We start from the raw sequence: 17,077 nt of genomic DNA, 5'->3' as shown, positions 1-17,077 counted from the left end.
ATAGTTTAATATATTTTAAGTTAAATAATTTTCCAGCAATGATGCCAGCGTATCGGGTAACTCGTTTGGTCGATTACATTGCAGGGCGTGAGAGGTCTCTGTGTCGTAGAAACCGATATCGTCGTTGAAGCGAAGTTTACCTTCTTTAAACTCTCTTAATTGAAAACCGTTTTCTTCGTTCATGGAGACGAAAGTAAGTTTTTGAATGGAGCAATCATTGCCGAACAAAAGCCAGTGGAAAATATCTGACTTATCAGCCGTCTCGGGAAGATCCAATCGCTTGATTTCAACAATATTTACGTCTTCATTAGAGAGGTAAAAAAGAGTTTTAAAGCTAGATTTTTTCAAGGAAATATTGTCCTGTATTGTTGATTTAAGCTTGGTATGCTCGACGTTAAGTATGGGAGCTTCAAGTCTTATTGAGCGGGTTATTTCTAGTCGGTCAACCGGGGAAATTGATTGTGAAAAGCTGCTTCGCCTCGGCGTGAAAATTCAACGACCCTCACATCCTCAAGACGCTTCGCCCAGCCTTTTTCATAGATATGATTCAGCAAAGCAGTGCCGAGCGACCCGGCTAGATGGCTTCTGCGAGCACTCCAATCCAGACATGACTTACAGAGAGGGCGCTTGGCCTTTTGTAGTAGCTCAAGGTTAATGCCCAGTCCCCTAATAAAATCACGGCCAGAATCAGTAATTGCAATCTCATCCCGCTCTTCCAAAAGAAATCCTCTGCCAATCAGGCTATCGAACATTTGAACGCCGAATTCACCTGCAAGATGATTGTAACAGACTCTGGCTTTCCTCATCTCGGGTGCTTTTGGGCCGGTTCGCGTTCGGATATGTCCCTTTTTTGCAGCAAGACCCATCATGGTTTCTAATAACGTGGCCACGTCTTCGTCTGCGAGATTAAAATAGCGGTGTCGTCCCTGCTTGCGTTGACGTATCAGGCCACCTGCTTCAAGTTTTTTGAGGTGGGCGCTGGTTGTTTGTAGGGTGATATTTGCTTCGTTGGCAAGCTCACTGGCTGTGAGTGCTTTTCCGCTAATCAGGGCGGAAAGCATGTTTGCACGGGCTGGATCCCCAATGAGGGAGCCAATAAGGGTGATATCTGGTCCTTCTTTCATACTTCGATATTAATCTAACTATAATAGTTAGTAAAGAGTGTCTTGAAAGTGCAGTTTCAGAATCAAGCGTCATGTTTTCGTCAAAATTTAGATGGATTTATAATTCTTCATTTAAAAACAAAGTGTTTTATTCATTGTTATTTTGTGCTGGATCTTTTGTATAAACTTTTTTTACGCGGTTTTCTCGTTCGCTCAGTAGGGTTATAGTCCAGAAAATGAGAAAGCTTCATCACCTTCCCCTCGATTCTGGCTGCCGTAAAATTCGCATGTTATTGCGAGAGAAAAAGCTCGAGTTCGAATTGCATGCTGAAAAGGTCTGGGAACGCCGGGAAGCCTTTCTGGCACTTAATCCTGCGGGGGAAGTTCCTGTGCTTGTCGAGGATGATGGGACGAGTATAACAGGCGGTGCGCAAGTGATTTCCGAATACTTGGAAGAAGCTTATCCTGAGCAAAGCCTTTTGGGTGATAATCCATTGTGTCGTGCCGAAGTCAGGCGTTTGATCTCATGGTTTGATGATAAATTCCGGCGTGAAGTCACTGCAAATCTGGTCGAAGAGAAAATGTTAAAGCGTTTTCTTGGACTTGGGGAGCCAAACTCCCAAGCCATCCGAGCAGGCCACGCCAATATTCATTATCATTTGGAATACATCAGTTGGCTTACCGATCGCAGAACATGGTTGGCCGGGGATGACTTCTCGCTGGCTGATATAACGGCCGCATCTCACATCTCGTCCCTTGATTATATCGGGGATGTCCCTTGGAACGAGCATCAGGGGGCAAAAGATTGGTATGCGCGTATAAAATCCCGCCCCTGTATGCGGGGCGTTCTTACTGATTTAATACCGGGTGTTCCACCGCCCAAACACTATGCTGATTTAGACTTTTAAGTCGGCCTGGAAATCGTCACAGATAATCTTCACAGGCAAAAATTATTCTACCATTACGTCGAGCTTTTCGAGGTTTAGCTGCGCTGCATCGGCCGCAGGTGTGCCCAAGGCAATATTGACGATCTTTAGCCAGTCTTCCCGTGCGCCATTATTATCGCCAGCAAGGCGTTTTAGTATGCCACGTTCAAGCAGTGCTTCCAGATTGTCAGGTTCTAAATTCAGTGCGAGAGCGATATCTTTTAAGGCTTCGGTGTCATTACCCAAGAATCTTTTGGCTGTGCCGCGCAATGCCAGAATATCGGCCCTTTCCGGTTCCAGGCTGTGGGCAACTTCAAGATCAATCAAAGCCTCATCAAAGCGACCAAGTTCAGCCAGGATTTCTGCCCGATCGATGTAGTATTCTGTTCCATCAGGGAACAGCGTGATTGCCGTACTCTGTACCGCAAAGGCGCGTTCCAGATCGCCATGATCGTACCAGGCGCGTCCGGCTTGGTGCAGAAGTTGTGAGCGGAGTTCGACATTATCTGTCTTCATAACATCCGCTAACTTCTCGAGACGTATTGCAGCGGCATCATATATTTTAAGCGCATACAAAGCCTGCGTTGCGCAGTGTTCCGCAGGGAACCCACCGCCTTGGGACGCCCAGGAAAGAGCGGATTCAAATGCAGCGTCTGGGCGCCGTTCAACCAGCTTTATACAGGCTATGTACTGCTCTTCGTGATTGATAGGTTCTTTTGGTCCTGCCGCTTCACTCGGCAAAGTGAAGCCAAGAGCAAAAGGAAGTATAAAAAGAGTCGCGAAGAGTTTGTTTTTTTGTGTCATAGGCGCATTTGGACCATAAATTTATTACTTTGCAAGCTTTGCTTTTCAGTTTGTAAATGGACCCTATATAAGAAATTAGGCAATTTCGAGATCGAGAAACGTATGTCACATGATTCTAAGCATTTGTTTTGTTTTGGCCTGGGGTTTTCCGCCCTGACGTTTGCCAGAAAGATGCAGGCCAAGGGTTGGAAGGTGTCGGGCACAATCCGGCCTGATTCGCAAAAAGATCAGGGAAAGAGAGAACGGCTGGAAGCTGAAGGTATTGTCGTACACAGTTTTGAACGTACTCTGCCTCTGATTGAAGCTTCAACGGTGCTGGGTGATGTAACCCATATTCTTTCTTCCGTTCCGCCGGGCAAGGAAGGGGACTGTGTTCTAGAGTTGCATGCCGCAGAAATTGCTAAATGCAAAAATCTTGAATGGGTTGGGTATCTCTCAACGACAGGAGTATATGGGAACCGTGATGGCGGGGTGGTTTTTGAAGATGATTCACTGAACCCGTCAAGTCCGCGAAGTGAGCAACGCATACAGGCAGAAAAAGAATGGCTGGGGTTGACCGAAGTGCATGGCATTCCGGTGCATGTCTTTAGGTTGGCGGGAATTTATGGGCCGGGGCGAAGTCCTTTGGATTCTCTTAAATCTGGCAGGGTGAAGCAGCGAATAGACAAGCCTGGACATATTTTCAGCCGTATTCATGTCGAAGATATTGCAAACGTACTCGACGCATCTATTAAGAGGCCTCGGGCTGGGCGTATTTACAATGTTTGTGATAGCGCACCTGAAGAGCCATCCAAAGTCACCACTTATGCCAGCCGGTTATTAGGAATAGACCCGCCGCCTCTTGTGGCGTTTGATCAGGCCGAAATGAGCCCAATGGCACGGACTTTCTGGTTGGATAATAAGCGCGTGGATAACAGCCGGATTATAAGCGAGCTTGGTGTGAAACTCGATTATCCTGACTATCAATCGGGATTGAAAAGCTTGCTTTAGTTTCAAGCCTGTATCTGCTCTTCAAGACTACGCGTTCTATCAGTAACGATATCTCCTGTATGTGCTGTAGCAACGGGTTCAACCAGCATAATCCAGCACTCTTCTTTGGCAACAGGGTTATGCATGATGCCTTTGGGGACGACATGCATATCGCCTTCGTTCAACACGACTGTTTTATCCTCATACTGCATGAGTAGGTTGCCTTTGATAATGTAAAATAACTCATCTTCATCATCATGCTTGTGCCAGACAAATTCACCTTTGAGTTTGGCAATTTTCACAAATTGATCATTGACTTGGGCGAGGACTTTTGGCGACCAATGATCGGTTACTTGGTCTAGAGCATCTGGCAAATTTACAACGTTTCTCTCTGACATTTTTGTGGCGTTTCCTTTGTTCGCAGGGGTACTGAAGTTTTTAGATTCTCTTGAGGTGCTGCTTGTTACAAAAGCCATTTGAAAAGGCCAAAAGCGATCATGCCAATGACAATGGTCGTCAGCAGATCTTTGCGGATCAAGCCGACGATCACCGCCACGCAGGCTGCGAGCAGGGACGCATTTTGCAGACTGAATTCAATGTCGTCACCATTTGGCATAAGAACAGCTGGAACAATGATGGCTGTCAAAACGGCAGGAGGGACAAAATCTAGTGCGGTTTTTGCCCAAGCTGGAAAGGTGAAATGGCCAGCAGAAGCAAGAAGGACATAACGAATGCTAAAAGTGACAGCGGTCATGCCTGCGATCATAAGTGCTTCGGCCATTATTTTTTTCTCCGGCTTATAAGGTGATATGATAAACCAACAGCCAGTGCGCTGAGAGCCGAAACCATCAGGCCGAGTTTGTGTGGCATGTTTGCTGTTCCCAACGACATTGCGCCTGCTACCAAAACGCAGGCCAGCATGGGGCGAGTTGTCAGGTAGGGGCGAACCATGCCGATAAAGGTTGCTGACATGGCAAAGTCGAGCCCCCAGTTACCGATATCCGGAAAGAGTTCACCGAGGGTAATGCCGATGACAGTACAGAGGATCCAGTTGCCATACATTGTAGAGAAGGATCCAAGGTAGAACCACTGGACGTACTTTTGTCGCCAGATGTCATCTGACTTGCGAATTTTGTCGGCAATGGTGGCAAAACTTTCGTCCGTTAAGCCAAAAGCGATCAGCGCGCGCCAAGGGCCGGACAAGTGTTTGACATCATCTACCAGTGCTGCTGAATAAAGCAGATGACGCAGGTTCACGATGAAAGTGGTTGCGATAATAATCAGTGGACCAGTGCCCACAGCAAGCAACCCCAGGGCGATAAACTGCGAAGAACCGGCAAAGACAAAAATCGACATGGCAATTGCCCCAAGGGGAGAAAGCCCGCTTTGTTCCGCGAGAGTGCCAAAAATAATGCCGAAGGGAATTGCACCAACAACCATAGGAATGGTCGCCCGAGATCCTGCGAAGATTTCTCTCAGAATCTCTTTCCGAGGTAATTTTTGATCTTCGCCTGTTGCCATGTTGTTGGTATCTATCGGCTGTGTGATCATTGATATTGTCGCACAGTTGTCAGGATTGGGTACGTTACTCAATTGTTCATACTCATAGTGTTACAGTCATATAGATGTCAGAGCGTCTGTATTTTGATTTGCCATTGGGGTGAGGCACTTCGCAGAAACCCAGCTTTCTATAGAGCTTCTGAGCGTTAACCAGTTTGCGATTACTTTCCAGAAACACTTGTGTTGCACCAAGGCGGCGCGCTTCATTCAAGGCGGCAACAACAAGGCGACGTCCAATGCCTCTGGATTGGGCCGCAGGGGTGACACCTACTTTGGAAATTTCATAGAGATCATCAGTGACACGGGCGAGGGCACAGGTGCCGACAGGGGCTCCGCCACAAAGGCCAAAAAAGATTGTCCCACCACGTGAAAGATAATAGCCCCCAGGATTGTCCAAAGACTCTTTATCCCATTCTTCCTGAAGGTTGAGGAAATAGTAATCCAGCCATTCTTTGTTCAGTTCTTTGAATGATGTCGCGTACTGTGGATCCCAATTGATGATTTTTATGTCCCCGGACAGATAGGGGTCAGCCAAATTGTTCAAAACTCTTTGGCTGAGTGGCTTTTTCTCATTCAGTTGTTCGAGATTGAGAAGCTGATTAAGCAAATTATCTGGCTCAGTATCTGCTAACATGCTGTCCAGTGAGCGTTTGATCTCGTCCCAAATGGGAATAAGCTTGGGCAGGGCGTGTTTTGCCTGATCTGACAGGGTCAGCAGTTGTGTGCGTTCATCTTTCGGTGATGGCTTTTTTTCAATCCACCCCTCTTCAATCATCTTTCTTGCCATTTTACTGACTGCCGGATGGCTAACACCCGTAGCTGATGCACAATCAGACACAGAAACTGCACCTTCTTTGTAAAGCAGATAAAAGATTGGAAAATAACCCGCCTGAATAGTCAGACCGGTTTTCTCGTAAATGATGTTGACCTCATTAAAAAGCGTGTCGCTCAGACGTTTGAGGCGACTACCAAGTGTGAGGCTGCCGAGGGAGGCGAGGAAATTCATACTAAACCTATTACGTAACTGGTTACGTAATATTTTATCAAATAGATCTGTTTCGGAAAAGAAGAAAAAGCAGCCGAGATCAAATCGACTGCTTTGGATGAAGTGTAAAAGAGGCTAAGTCTGTGGCTTACCAACTGACCTCTTTAATGATTTTTTTAAGTCGCTGTAGATCTTGTGGTTCAGAAAGACGATGATCACCGCTTTTGACCAAGACGACTTCCATGTCGTCAGTTTCGAGCGACTCGACAATCCTGGGCACAATATTCCACGGAACATCGACGTCTTTCATGCCCTGAATCAAACGCACGGGACAGGTGATTGGCTGTTTCTTATCCAGCAAGAGATGTTGTCTGCCTTCTTCGATGAGCTTCAGGGTAATGGCGTAGGGTTCATCACCATATTCACTGGGTTCGTAATAAACGCCTTCGCTTAATAACGTATCTTTGATGTCTTGCGAGAAGGTGTCCCACATTAGATCCTGTGTGAAGTCGGGGGCGGCTGCAAGACCAACAAGACCTTTGGCTCTCTCTGGCCTTTTCAGGGCTGCGTTTAGCATTATCCAGCCCCCCATGGATGATCCGACCAAAATCTGAGGACCGCTTGTCAATTCATCAATAACGGCGATAGCATCTTCGGTCCACTGTCCGATTGTTCCATCTGTGAACTTGCCAGAAGATTGTCCATGCCCCATATAGTCAAAACGGACAAAATTTTGTTTACTGGATTTCGCAAATTCTTCCAGCGCAGTAGCTTTCGAACCCGTCATGTCGGACATATAACCGCCAAGAAAGACGATTCCCGGTAAATCATTATCGCCTTCTGTCTTTATATAGGCTATATGCTGCCCATTAGGGCGTTCGAGAAACTCTGGAACTTGTGGAGTGAACTCTGTATCACTATTGGGCGCTGTATCTTTATTGGACATGAATTAAATAGGACTCCTTGTAGTACCGACATATGACGGATGGTTCTCACCTTAACACTTTGATATCTGAAGCCGCTACCCCAGAGCTTCCTTCTCTTGTGAAATCTGATGGTACACCCATGACGGTGCTTCAGGTCGTTCCCGCTATGGATTCTGGCGGTGTGGAGCGCGGTACGCTGGATATGGCAAAAGCCATTATTGAAGCTGGCGGTAAAGCAATCGTTGCTTCCAAGGGCGGACAGTTGGTAGCGCGTCTGAAAATTGCGGGGGCAGAGCATGTTGAGCTGCCGGTGCACTCAAAGAACCCCTGGACTATGTGGCGGAATACAGGACGTCTTGCTCGCCTGATCAAAGATCGGGGCGTTGATCTGGTGCATGCCAGATCCCGCGCACCTGCGCGCCCAGCACATAGGGCGGCCCGTAAAACCGGGGTGCCTTTTGTGACAACTGTTCACGCGCCTTACAATATCAATAATGGTCTTAAGCGGTATTACAATTCGATTATGACCAAAGGTGATGTTGTTATCTCCATATCTGAATTTGTTGCGGACTATATCCGTAAAAACTATCAGGTTGATGAAAGTAAAATCCGCATTGTACACAGAGGTATGGATACAGATAGTTTCTCTCCGCATGCTGTTAGTGCTGAGCGTGTCATTCAATTATCGACACAATGGCGTCTCCCTGATGGCGTGCCGCTGATTATGCTGCCCGGTCGTTTGACCCGCTGGAAAGGCCAGAAGGTTCTTCTCGAAGCGCTTACGCATCTTCGCGATATTGATCTGTGTTGTGCGCTGGTTGGATCTGATCAGGGGCGAACAGCTTATCGGGATGAGCTGGAAAAGATGATTATGGATAATGATCTTTTGAGCCGCGCTTTCATCATGGACGACTGTAACGACATGCCTTCAGCCTATATGTTGTCTGATGTTGTCGTTTCTGCATCTACTGATCCAGAAGGGTTTGGCCGGGTTGTTTCCGAAGGACAAGCCATGGGTCGTCCTGTTGTGGCAAGTGATCATGGTGGCGCAAAAGAGCAATTGGTCCCGAATGAAACAGGATTTCTGTTTGAAAACGGTGATGCAGAAAGTTGCGCGCGCGCTATCCGGCGGGCTCTTAGTCTGAATGCGCGTGAAAGAGAAATCCTCTCACGCAAGGGGCAGGAACGGGTACAGCAGTTTTTTACGAAAAAACTGATGTGTGCCAAGACTGTTGGCATATATCACGAACTTATTTCTGAAAAAGAAATCATTGCGCAAAGCTAAATTAATTTTAGTTTTCGATTACCTTAGGAAAAGCTCTCTATCGCATTTTGGTAGGCGAATATTGCTGGATTACCACCAGTGTGGATAAAGAGAACCTTTGCATCTTGAGGGATTGCATCAGTGCGAACCTGATCAATTAAGCCAGCCATGGTTCTTGCGGTATAGACAGGGTCCAGAATAATCGCTTCCTGCTGTGCCGTTTTTTCAATGGCTTCTTTGACCTGCGTGTTCATTTTTCCATAGCCCGGCGCCAGTGCTTTATCTGATACAATGATGTCTTGATCGGTTATCAGCCCGGGGCGAGATATCATTTGCGCCAACTCGTTTGATCGTTGCCTGATACGATCTGCCTGGCTTTTATGGTCTCGCCTTACGCAAATACCAATAATGGGAACATTCCAACCGATGGCCCGCGCCCCAACTAGAAAGCCTGCATGTGTCAGGCCGCTACCGGATGGAATGACAACATAGTCTGGCTCATTACCTGTCTCGATGATTTGGGCGTAAGTTTCTGCAGCTGCCCTGATGTAGCCGAGGCCACCATAGGGCAGTGAGCCTAATCCGAGGTGGATGACATAAGGGCGTTTGCCTTGGCGCTTTAGCTGTTCGGCGTTGTCATCCAGTGCCTTGTCTGCGCCTGCTTCGTCTTCTCCTTCAGGGAAATAGCTGATTTCCGCGCCCAGTAAGTTGTTTAAAAAGATATTGCCTGATTTTCGGTAAAGTTGGTCATCGCTTGGCACGCGCTCTTCAAGTTGAACGTGAGCTTGCCAGCCGAGTTTAGCCGCTGCCGCTGCTGTTAGACGGACGAAGTTTGATTGTAAAGCGCCTGTAATCAGGACGGTATCAGCGTTGGCATCAACGCCGGGACCAAGATAGTATTCCAACTGGCGTACCTTGTTGCCGCCAAAGGCCAAGCCATTGCAATCGTCTCTTTTTGTCCAGAGTTCAATGCCTAGATCTTTTCCAAGTCTTGTCAGTGGATCAATTGGTGTTGGTCCGTGACCAAGTACGACGCGTCGATATTTCTTAAGCTCGGGAATAAGGTCTTCAGGTTGCTTGCTCATATGCATGATCTTTATACCAAGTGATATTAGCTGGATGTGCAATGAATAGATTCGGGAGTATCTTCACTATTTGAACATTAATTATGATTGCTGGAAAGGTTCGCTTGTTGCTCTGGTTAGTCATGAATTCTTCCGAATGGCTCATAATCGTTGATTGAAAAAACAAATAGAGGGATTCTTTTGATTAAAAGCGCGGAATCCTTGGTGGTGTGCTTGACAGGCGATGGAATCCTTTTACATTGCTGGAACTCTATAAGAGTTAATTTTCCTAGATGATAGAACAGTAACTGAGAACGATTTCCGATGGTCACAATTACATTGCCTGATGAAAGTCAGCGCAAATTTGATGGTCCTGTAACAGGGCATGAGGTAGCAGAATCTATTGGTTCACGTTTGGCCAAAGATGCTTTAGCTGTGGTGGTAGATGGCGAGTTAAGAGACACGACCTATCCAATCACGACGGATGCGACCTTAGAAATTGTGACCCGAAAGCACCCGCTGGCGCTTGATTTGCTGCGCCATGATTGTGCGCATGTGATGGCGGAAGCTGTTCAAGCGCTTTTCCCGGGGACTCAGGTAACCTTTGGGCCATCAACTGATGTTGGTTTCTATTACGATTTTGCTCGTGATGAACCATTTTCGACAAATGATCTGGAGAAGATCGAAGCGAAAATGCATGAAATCATTGCGCGTGATGAAACCTTTGTTCGCGAAGTCTGGGATCGCGAAAAAGCGAAAGAGCATTTTGCATCCAAAGGCGAAAAATATAAAGCCGAACACGTTGATAACATTCCGGGTAATGAAGATCTGACGATCTACCGTCAGGGTGATTGGCTTGATCTTTGTCGTGGACCGCACGCGCCATCTACCGGAAAGATTGGTAAAGGCTTTAAGTTGATGAAAGTCTCTGGCGCTTATTGGCGTGGAGATAAGGATAATGATCAACTGCAGCGTATTTACGGTACTTGCTGGTCTGATGAAAAGCAGCTGAAAAAATATCTTCAGATGCTTGAAGAAGCTGAAAAACGTGATCACCGCCGTCTTGGAAAAGAGCTGGGCCTGTTTCACATGCAGGAAGAAGCAACGGGTTCCGTTTTCTGGCACCCAAAAGGCTGGGCGCTGTATCGTTCGCTTGAAGAGTATATGCGTAAACGCCTTGAAGACGGCGGTTACCAGGAAGTGAAAACACCACAGCTAATCGATCGCGCCCTTTGGGAAGCTTCTGGTCACTGGGAAAAATTTCGCGAAGATATGTTCGTAGCGACATCTGAAGATGACCGTACACTTGCGGTTAAGCCGATGAATTGTCCGGGACATGTACAGATTTTTAAGCAGGGCCAGACCAGTTATCGTGACTTGCCGTTGCGTATGGCAGAGTTTGGTGCCTGTCACCGTAACGAGCCTTCTGGTGCATTACATGGTTTGATGCGGGTGCGTGCCTTTACGCAAGACGATGCCCATATTTTTTGTACTGAAGATCAGATCAACAGTGAAACTGTTGTCTTCTGTGATCTACTGAAAACTGTTTATAAAGACCTCGGCTTTGACGAGATCGTTGTGAAGTTTTCTGATCGTCCGGAAAGACGTGCGGGAACGGATGCATCCTGGGATAAAGCCGAGGGTGCGTTACGAGAGGCAGTTGAAGAAGCTGGCCTTGAGTACACAATGAATCCCGGTGAAGGCGCGTTCTACGGTCCTAAGCTTGAGTTCGTGCTCAAGGATGCGATTGGGCGTGACTGGCAGTGTGGAACCCTTCAGGTGGATGTGGTTCTACCAGAACGTCTGGATGCTTCTTATATTGGGGAAGATGATAAACGCCATCGTCCTGTTATGTTGCACCGGGCGATCTTGGGGTCTTTTGAGCGGTTCCTTGCTATTCTTATTGAGCAGCACGCGGGTAAGTTCCCATTGTGGATGTCTCCACAACAGGTGGTTGTGGCGTCGATTACATCTGATGCCAATGAGTATGCCGAAGAAGTTCGTGACAAACTGAAAGCTGCGGGACTCCGGGTGAAAGCTGATTTGCGTAATGAGAAAATTAACTATAAAGTTCGTGAACACAGCCTGAGTAAGACACCTGTGATTGCTGTGGTCGGCCGTCGAGAGGCAGAGGAAGGGAAAGTTGCTCTGCGTCGTCTCGGGGGTAAGAACCAAGAAATTATGTCTTTAGAAGAAGCGCTTAGCTCTTTGGCTGAAGAATCAAAGTCGCCTGCTGAGAAGTAAGCGATTAAAAAATAACTTTGTGGTTGCCGACTGGCATAAGATATTGGCATTATGCGCCCATTGTTTTTATAGGCGTAAACGCGATATAAACGGTTGGTATTTTAGAGTAACAGCCTATTACAGATCATAAGATCTGTAATTTTGGGATAACGGAAAAAACGGGAGCACGACAATAGCACGCGCACCAATGACGACACCCCCGCGCATCGACGGTCCGCGGGTAAACGAACGAATTACTATCAACACTGTACGTCTTGTTGACGCAGACGGCGAACAGGTTGGCGTAGTACCTACACGTGATGCAATGAAACGTGCATTTGATGAAGGTCTTGACCTTGTTGAGATTTCTCCGAATGCGGAGCCTCCAGTTTGTAAGATCATGGACTACGGCAGATTTCGTTTTGAAACGCAGAAAAAGAAAAACGAAGCTCGTAAAAAGCAAAAGATTATCGAGCTTAAAGAACTTAAGGTTCGTCCCAACATTGACACGCATGATTATGACGTGAAGATGCGGGCCGCGCACAAGTTCATCTCTGCAGGTGACAAGGTCAAAGTGACTATGCGCTTTCGCGGACGTGAAATCACGCACCAAGAAGTTGGCCTGGAAGTTCTCAGGCGTATCGAGACCGATTTAGTCGAGGTTGCCAAGATGGAACTAAGACCTAAAATGGAAGGCCGCCAGATGATCATGATCTTGGCGCCAAAATAAGCCCGACAGTACTAAGGTTAATAGCCTTTTTGAAAAGCCGCTCTTGAACAGGGCGGCTTTTTTGTTGCCTGTTTGTTATTGTTTTTACCTATGGAAGGTATCGCTATGGAGAAAGCATCTACGGTTATTATTGGCGGTGGTGTTCTCGGCTGTTCGGTTGCTTACCATCTGGCAAGACAAGGTGTCGAAGATGTTTTGCTTGTGGAACGTCAGAATTTGGCGACAGCTTCGTCGTCACAAGCTGCCGGATTGATGTTTCAGATATCTTCAAAACCTGCTGTTGATCTACTGAGCCGTCGTACTTTTACGGTACTTCCTGAACTCGAAAATATCACGGGTGAAGCCCTTGATTTCAAAGCTGTTGGAACGTTGAGAATTGCCGAGAGCGATGACAGTAAAGCCAGCTTGAAAAAGCTGTATGACCGTGCTGAAAACGAAAGCGTAACAGCTAAACAGGTCGATAGCGAATGGCGGTCTAAGCACTTGCCGTGGCTCAAAGTTAAAAATGAAGCCCTTATCGTTCATTTCAGTCACGAGGGGTATATAGATCCTTACCGTTTGACACATGCCTATGCGAAATCTGCCAGATCATTTGGTGCACAAATCCAGACTGGCGTAAGTGTATCTGGTATTAAAGTAATAAATGGCGCTGTGGTTGGTGTCGAGACGGATCAGGGGGTTGTTTCTTGTGAGAATGTGGTTGTAGCAGCTGGCTCTTGGTCCAACCATTTAACACTGCCATTGGGCGTAGCTTTACCTATGATCCCGACTCGCAGTCATTTCTGGATCGCAGCACCTGAAATCTATTTCGGTGATGATCAACCGATGATGGTTCATGCTGACGCCGGTGCCTATAGCAGACCCGAAGTTGGTGGCTTACTTCTGGGGATTCAGGAACAATATTCCCGTACGTTTGATTATAGAAAATTACCGGATGACATCGCTTCTTTCGCAGTAACGGAAGAAGGGGGCGAATGGGATGCCTTGATAGATGCTGAGCAACGGATCTCAGGTTTCTTTCCAAAACTCGATGGGGCACGCTTTGAAAGCTACATGGCAGGGCTTTCCGCGTATACTCCAGACGGACATTTTCTGTTAGGCGAAGTAGAAAGTGTTGACGGTGTGTTTGTTGCAGCGGGCTGTTGTGGTTCAGGTGTGATGGCCTCCGGCGGTATTGGAGATGCTTTGGCAGAATTGATCATAAAGAGCAAATCATCTTATGATTTGAGTGCTTTTGCTCTTAATCGGTTTGGGCAGGTTGATCCCAGCTCGGAAGAATTCCAGCTTCTTTGTGCAAAGGCACGCGCTAGAAAAGCGAAATAGAATAATGAGAGCCGGCGGTAATATGACCTCCGGCTCTCGTTCTTTTTGCTTTATCTAGGTTGACTCTTGCTCGCTTTCTTTCGTTTTCCATAACTTTTTATTGGTTGCTTCACGCATGGACTGGAAAGCAACATAAAGTGGCGGAATGAAAAGAAGTCCAATTGATGTCGCGGCGACCATGCCGCCAAAGACAACGAAACCCACCGCGACACGACTGGCGGCCCCGGCCCCGGATGCAAAGATCAGGGGTAAAACCCCAAGGATGAATGAAAGGGCTGTCATCATAACAGCTCTGAAGCGAAGGCTTGCAGCATCAAGGGCGGCTTCTGTTATAGAAAGGCCTTCTTCACGTCTGACCTTGGCAAACTCGACAATGAGAATGGCGCTTTTACTGGCAAGCCCAATAAGCATCACCATGCCGATTTGAGCATAGAGATTGTTATCGAGAAAAGGTAAGAGTGCCATGGGTACTAAAGCACCAAAAGCAGCGAGAATAACTGAGACTATAACCGATAGAGGGATGCTCCAGCTTTCATATTGGGCAACAAGAAAGAGGTACGCAAAGATCAGGGCCAGTGAGAATATGATAACAATATAACCACCAGCTTCCTGTTCCTGTTTAGAGGTTCCCGTCCATTCAATACCATATCCATCGGGAAGTGCATCAGCCGCGGCGCGTTCCAGTGCAGCAATGGCATCACCACTACTGTAGCCTGTCGCAGGTGATCCGGTTATGGATGCCGATTTGAACTGATTGTAACGAGCGACGGACAAGGGGCCTAAGATGGGCTCAATCTCGATCAGTGTTCTTAGAGGGATCATATCACCGCTATCGTTACGAACATGCAGATTATCGATATCTTCCAGTCCGTCTCGGAACTGTGCCTCTGCCTGGATCTGAACTCTGTACACCTTTCCGTAGAGGTTAAAGTCATTGATATAGGATGAACCAAGATTTGCCTGCAAGGTTGAGAAAATATCCGAGATCTTTACGCCGAGAACGAGCGCTTTTTCCCGATCAACTTCTAGGAATAGCTGGGGGATATTGGCAGAATAGGTACTGAATACAGATGTTAACTCTGGTTGCTGGTTAGCTGCAAAGGCCAAGCTGCGCACAGCCGAAGCAAGTTCTTGTGGCGTTCGTCCTAGATAATCCTGAACCTGGGCTTCAACGCCACCGCTTGTGCCGAGCCCCATAATAGGAGGCAGAGGGAAAGCAAAGGATTCTGCTGATGCAAGACCTGCTAAGCGACCATTAATGCGGCCTAGAATATTGAACCATTTTAATTCGAAAGAGCTTCGTTCTGACCAGTCACTTAATATCGGTATCAGAAGGGATGAGTTTGAAGCAGCGCCTGATATTATACTGAAGCCGGAAACAGAGATAACATCGGTGACGCCTTCTTCTTCGAGCAGCATATCTGTGACATCAGCGGTAACTTTATTTGTTCGCTCCAGTGATGCCCCATCCGGAAGCTGAACGTTCACGAAGAACACGCCCTTATCTTCCATGGGAATAAAGCCTGTAGGAACAATCTGGAACATATAGACGGTCACACCCGCAAAAATACCAAGTACGGCCAGGGAAATTGCAAGTCGTCTAATCATAAGAGCAACAACTCTGCTGTAGCCATTACGTGTACGATCGACGAGATTTGCGAACAGTTTCAAAGGACCTCGAGGTTCTCCGCTGTCAGGCTTTAAAAGAAGTGCGCAAAGTGCGGGTGATAGGGTTAAGGCGTTTATAGATGACAGAGAAACTGCAACACAGATCGTGAGTGAGAATTGCTTGTATAATTCCCCAGTAATGCCGGGCATGAAGGATACGGGCACAAAGACCGCCAGCAAAACCAGTGTTGTGGCGACGACAGGGCCAGTAACTTCTTTCATTGCCAGTAAAGTCGAATCTGGGGCTGACTTTCCGGTTTCTTTCATGATCCTCTGTACATTTTCGACAACGACAATACTGTCATCGACGACAATGCCAATGGCGAGGATAATGGCAAAAAGTGTGATCATATTGGCACTGAAGCCAACGGCATAAAGAACGGCAAAAGTACCAATAAGGGAAACAGGGATCGCAAGACTTGGGATCAGAGTTGAGCGCCAGTCACTCAAAAAGAGGAAAGTAACGCTGACAACAAGAGCAAAGGTAATCAGCAACGTTTCGATGACTTCTTTGACCGAGGCCCGAACGGCGTTAGTCGTATCGTAGAGTATTTTATACTCCACGCCTTGTGGGAAGTTCTCTGACAGGCGATCCAGCTCTGCATAGATGGCATCCGCGACATCTAGCGCATTTGCTCCGGGTGATTGATAGACCGCGATTGCTGCAGAAGGAGCGTTGTTAAGTTTTGAAGCTGATGAATAGCTTTGAGATCCAAGCTCTATGCGTGCGATGTCTTTTAATCGGACAAAGGAGCCGTCCTGATTAGCTCGAATAACGATATTTTCGAATTCTTCAACGGTGGTTAGGCGCCCTTTGGCCTGAAGGGTGTACTGAAATTGTGGTGTTCCTTCAAATGGCGGTGCGCCTAACTGTCCAGCCGTGGCTTGAATGTTTTGATTTTCAATCGCCTCGGTCACATCTTTGGTTGTGAGTTCGACGGCTGTCATACGATCCGGATTGAGCCAGACTCGCATTCCGTAATCCAGGGCTCCGAACTGAGAGACGCTACCGACGCCATTAATGCGTGCGAGTGAATCCTGAATATAGATTGAAGCGTAGTTACTCAGGAACAGTGAATCTTGCGAGTTATCAGGTGAGACCATATTGATTACAAGAAGCATTGACGTTGACTGTTTCTGCGTAATCACGCCTTGTCGTGTGACTTCTTGTGGCAGCGAGGAATTGGCTGTTGCAACTCGATTTTGGACATTAACTGCAGCAATATCCGGATCTGTTCCCACAGCAAAGGTGACTGTTAGTTCGTAACCGCCATCGTTACTGCTTGTTGAAGACATATATAGCATGTCGTCAACACCGTTGACTTTTGCTTCAATTGGGGCGGCGACAGACTGTTCAACAACAGTTGCATTCGCACCGGGATAGCTGGTGGTTACCTTGACCTGTGGTGGTGTAATGTCCGGGTATTCCGCGACGGGAATTGAGTTTAGGGCGATGATGCCTGCCAGAGAAATAACAATTGATATGACCAAGGCAAACTTGGGGCGATTGATGAAAAAGGCTGAAAACACGA

General features: G+C 47.1%; 16 protein-coding genes. 6 read left to right on the top strand and 10 right to left on the bottom strand.

The window, feature by feature from the left end; all coding sequences use genetic code 11:
• Positions 1 to 15: 15 nt before the first annotated feature.
• A complete protein-coding gene (locus WH96_RS03040; protein WP_047762604.1) occupies positions 16 to 348 on the bottom strand; it encodes a hypothetical protein in 333 nt (110 codons plus the stop codon).
• An 86-nt stretch (positions 349 to 434) separates the two neighbouring features.
• Positions 435 to 1,124, bottom strand: coding sequence for an ArsR/SmtB family transcription factor (locus WH96_RS03035; protein WP_047762603.1), 690 nt, complete (start codon positions 1,122 to 1,124; stop codon positions 435 to 437).
• A 215-nt stretch (positions 1,125 to 1,339) separates the two neighbouring features.
• On the opposite strand from WH96_RS03035, the gene WH96_RS03030 reads away from it, so the two are divergent.
• Positions 1,340 to 2,011, top strand: coding sequence for a glutathione S-transferase family protein (locus WH96_RS03030; RefSeq protein WP_047762602.1), 672 nt, complete (start codon positions 1,340 to 1,342; stop codon positions 2,009 to 2,011).
• 42 nt (positions 2,012 to 2,053) lie between these two features.
• On the opposite strand, the gene WH96_RS03025 is transcribed toward WH96_RS03030, so the two are convergent.
• A complete protein-coding gene (locus tag WH96_RS03025) occupies positions 2,054 to 2,833 on the bottom strand; it encodes a tetratricopeptide repeat protein (RefSeq protein ID WP_053005608.1) in 780 nt (259 codons plus the stop codon).
• Between the two features lie 102 nt (positions 2,834 to 2,935).
• Between WH96_RS03025 and WH96_RS03020 the strand changes: the two genes are divergently transcribed.
• Entirely contained in the window at positions 2,936 to 3,823 is an 888-nt protein-coding gene (locus WH96_RS03020) for an SDR family oxidoreductase (RefSeq protein WP_047762601.1), read from the top strand.
• A gap of 2 nt (positions 3,824 to 3,825) precedes the next feature.
• Here the strand turns inward: WH96_RS03020 and WH96_RS03015 are convergent, their stop codons facing one another.
• From WH96_RS03015 to WH96_RS02995, 5 genes are all read right to left on the bottom strand, one after another.
• A complete protein-coding gene (locus WH96_RS03015) occupies positions 3,826 to 4,200 on the bottom strand; it encodes a cupin domain-containing protein (protein WP_047762824.1) in 375 nt (124 codons plus the stop codon).
• Between the two features lie 65 nt (positions 4,201 to 4,265).
• A complete protein-coding gene (locus tag WH96_RS03010; RefSeq protein ID WP_047762600.1) occupies positions 4,266 to 4,583 on the bottom strand; it encodes an AzlD domain-containing protein in 318 nt (105 codons plus the stop codon).
• Entirely contained in the window at positions 4,583 to 5,395 is an 813-nt protein-coding gene (locus tag WH96_RS03005; protein WP_082130289.1) for an AzlC family ABC transporter permease, read from the bottom strand. Before WH96_RS03005 ends, WH96_RS03010 begins: the two co-directional genes overlap by 1 nt.
• Before the next feature lie 10 nt (positions 5,396 to 5,405).
• Positions 5,406 to 6,368 carry a bifunctional helix-turn-helix transcriptional regulator/GNAT family N-acetyltransferase gene (locus WH96_RS03000; RefSeq protein ID WP_047762599.1) on the bottom strand — a complete coding sequence of 321 codons (963 nt, stop codon included), beginning with the start codon at positions 6,366 to 6,368 and terminating at the stop codon, positions 5,406 to 5,408.
• A gap of 127 nt (positions 6,369 to 6,495) precedes the next feature.
• Positions 6,496 to 7,293: an alpha/beta fold hydrolase gene (locus WH96_RS02995; protein ID WP_047762598.1), complete on the bottom strand. Its 798-nt coding sequence runs from the start codon at positions 7,291 to 7,293 to the stop codon at positions 6,496 to 6,498.
• Between the two features lie 32 nt (positions 7,294 to 7,325).
• Between WH96_RS02995 and WH96_RS02990 the strand changes: the two genes are divergently transcribed.
• On the top strand, positions 7,326 to 8,558 hold the full coding sequence (locus WH96_RS02990; protein WP_053005606.1) for a glycosyltransferase family 4 protein: 1,233 nt from the start codon (positions 7,326 to 7,328) through the stop codon (positions 8,556 to 8,558).
• Between the two features lie 23 nt (positions 8,559 to 8,581).
• Here WH96_RS02990 and WH96_RS02985 read toward each other — a convergent pair whose 3' ends face one another.
• Positions 8,582 to 9,622, bottom strand: a complete 1,041-nt coding sequence (locus WH96_RS02985; RefSeq protein WP_047762821.1) for a D-cysteine desulfhydrase family protein — start codon at positions 9,620 to 9,622, stop codon at positions 8,582 to 8,584.
• 303 nt (positions 9,623 to 9,925) lie between these two features.
• Here WH96_RS02985 and thrS point away from each other — a divergent pair, with 303 nt between their 5' ends.
• The 3 genes from thrS (at position 9,926) to WH96_RS02970 (ending at position 13,877) form a co-directional block, all read left to right on the top strand.
• Positions 9,926 to 11,845: a threonine--tRNA ligase gene (gene thrS, locus WH96_RS02980; protein WP_047762597.1), complete on the top strand. Its 1,920-nt coding sequence runs from the start codon at positions 9,926 to 9,928 to the stop codon at positions 11,843 to 11,845.
• Between the two features lie 187 nt (positions 11,846 to 12,032).
• Positions 12,033 to 12,554: a translation initiation factor IF-3 gene (gene infC, locus WH96_RS02975; protein WP_047762596.1), complete on the top strand. Its 522-nt coding sequence runs from the start codon at positions 12,033 to 12,035 to the stop codon at positions 12,552 to 12,554.
• Between the two features lie 105 nt (positions 12,555 to 12,659).
• Positions 12,660 to 13,877 carry an NAD(P)/FAD-dependent oxidoreductase gene (locus WH96_RS02970; protein WP_047762595.1) on the top strand — a complete coding sequence of 406 codons (1,218 nt, stop codon included), beginning with the start codon at positions 12,660 to 12,662 and terminating at the stop codon, positions 13,875 to 13,877.
• Between the two features lie 54 nt (positions 13,878 to 13,931).
• On the opposite strand, the gene WH96_RS02965 is transcribed toward WH96_RS02970, so the two are convergent.
• Positions 13,932 to 17,075, bottom strand: a complete 3,144-nt coding sequence (locus WH96_RS02965) for an efflux RND transporter permease subunit (protein ID WP_047762594.1) — start codon at positions 17,073 to 17,075, stop codon at positions 13,932 to 13,934.
• Positions 17,076 to 17,077 lie beyond the last annotated feature (2 nt).

Origin of the sequence: Kiloniella spongiae (genome assembly GCF_001026905.1) — a bacterium.
Lineage (GTDB): Bacteria > Pseudomonadota > Alphaproteobacteria > Kiloniellales > Kiloniellaceae > Kiloniella > Kiloniella spongiae.
The sequence above is the reverse complement of the archived record's forward strand: the minus strand, read 5'-3'. Positions and strand labels throughout refer to the sequence as shown.

Bases quoted from the DNA above. Each gene is read 5' to 3' on its own strand.
- WH96_RS02970 (WP_047762595.1), top strand. From the start codon at position 12,660: ATGGAGAAAGCATCTACGGTTATTATTGGCGGTGGTGTTCTCGGCTGT.
- WH96_RS02995 (WP_047762598.1), bottom strand. From the start codon at position 7,293: ATGTCCAATAAAGATACAGCGCCCAATAGTGATACAGAGTTCACTCCA.
- WH96_RS03020 (WP_047762601.1), top strand. From the start codon at position 2,936: ATGTCACATGATTCTAAGCATTTGTTTTGTTTTGGCCTGGGGTTTTCC.
- infC (WP_047762596.1), top strand. From the start codon at position 12,033: ATGACGACACCCCCGCGCATCGACGGTCCGCGGGTAAACGAACGAATT.
- WH96_RS03010 (WP_047762600.1), bottom strand. From the start codon at position 4,583: ATGGCCGAAGCACTTATGATCGCAGGCATGACCGCTGTCACTTTTAGC.
- WH96_RS03015 (WP_047762824.1), bottom strand. From the start codon at position 4,200: ATGTCAGAGAGAAACGTTGTAAATTTGCCAGATGCTCTAGACCAAGTA.
- thrS (WP_047762597.1), top strand. From the start codon at position 9,926: ATGGTCACAATTACATTGCCTGATGAAAGTCAGCGCAAATTTGATGGT.
- WH96_RS03000 (WP_047762599.1), bottom strand. From the start codon at position 6,368: ATGAATTTCCTCGCCTCCCTCGGCAGCCTCACACTTGGTAGTCGCCTC.
- WH96_RS03030 (WP_047762602.1), top strand. From the start codon at position 1,340: ATGAGAAAGCTTCATCACCTTCCCCTCGATTCTGGCTGCCGTAAAATT.
- WH96_RS02985 (WP_047762821.1), bottom strand. From the start codon at position 9,622: ATGAGCAAGCAACCTGAAGACCTTATTCCCGAGCTTAAGAAATATCGA.
- WH96_RS03035 (WP_047762603.1), bottom strand. From the start codon at position 1,124: ATGAAAGAAGGACCAGATATCACCCTTATTGGCTCCCTCATTGGGGAT.
- WH96_RS02990 (WP_053005606.1), top strand. From the start codon at position 7,326: ATGACGGATGGTTCTCACCTTAACACTTTGATATCTGAAGCCGCTACC.
- WH96_RS03025 (WP_053005608.1), bottom strand. From the start codon at position 2,833: ATGACACAAAAAAACAAACTCTTCGCGACTCTTTTTATACTTCCTTTT.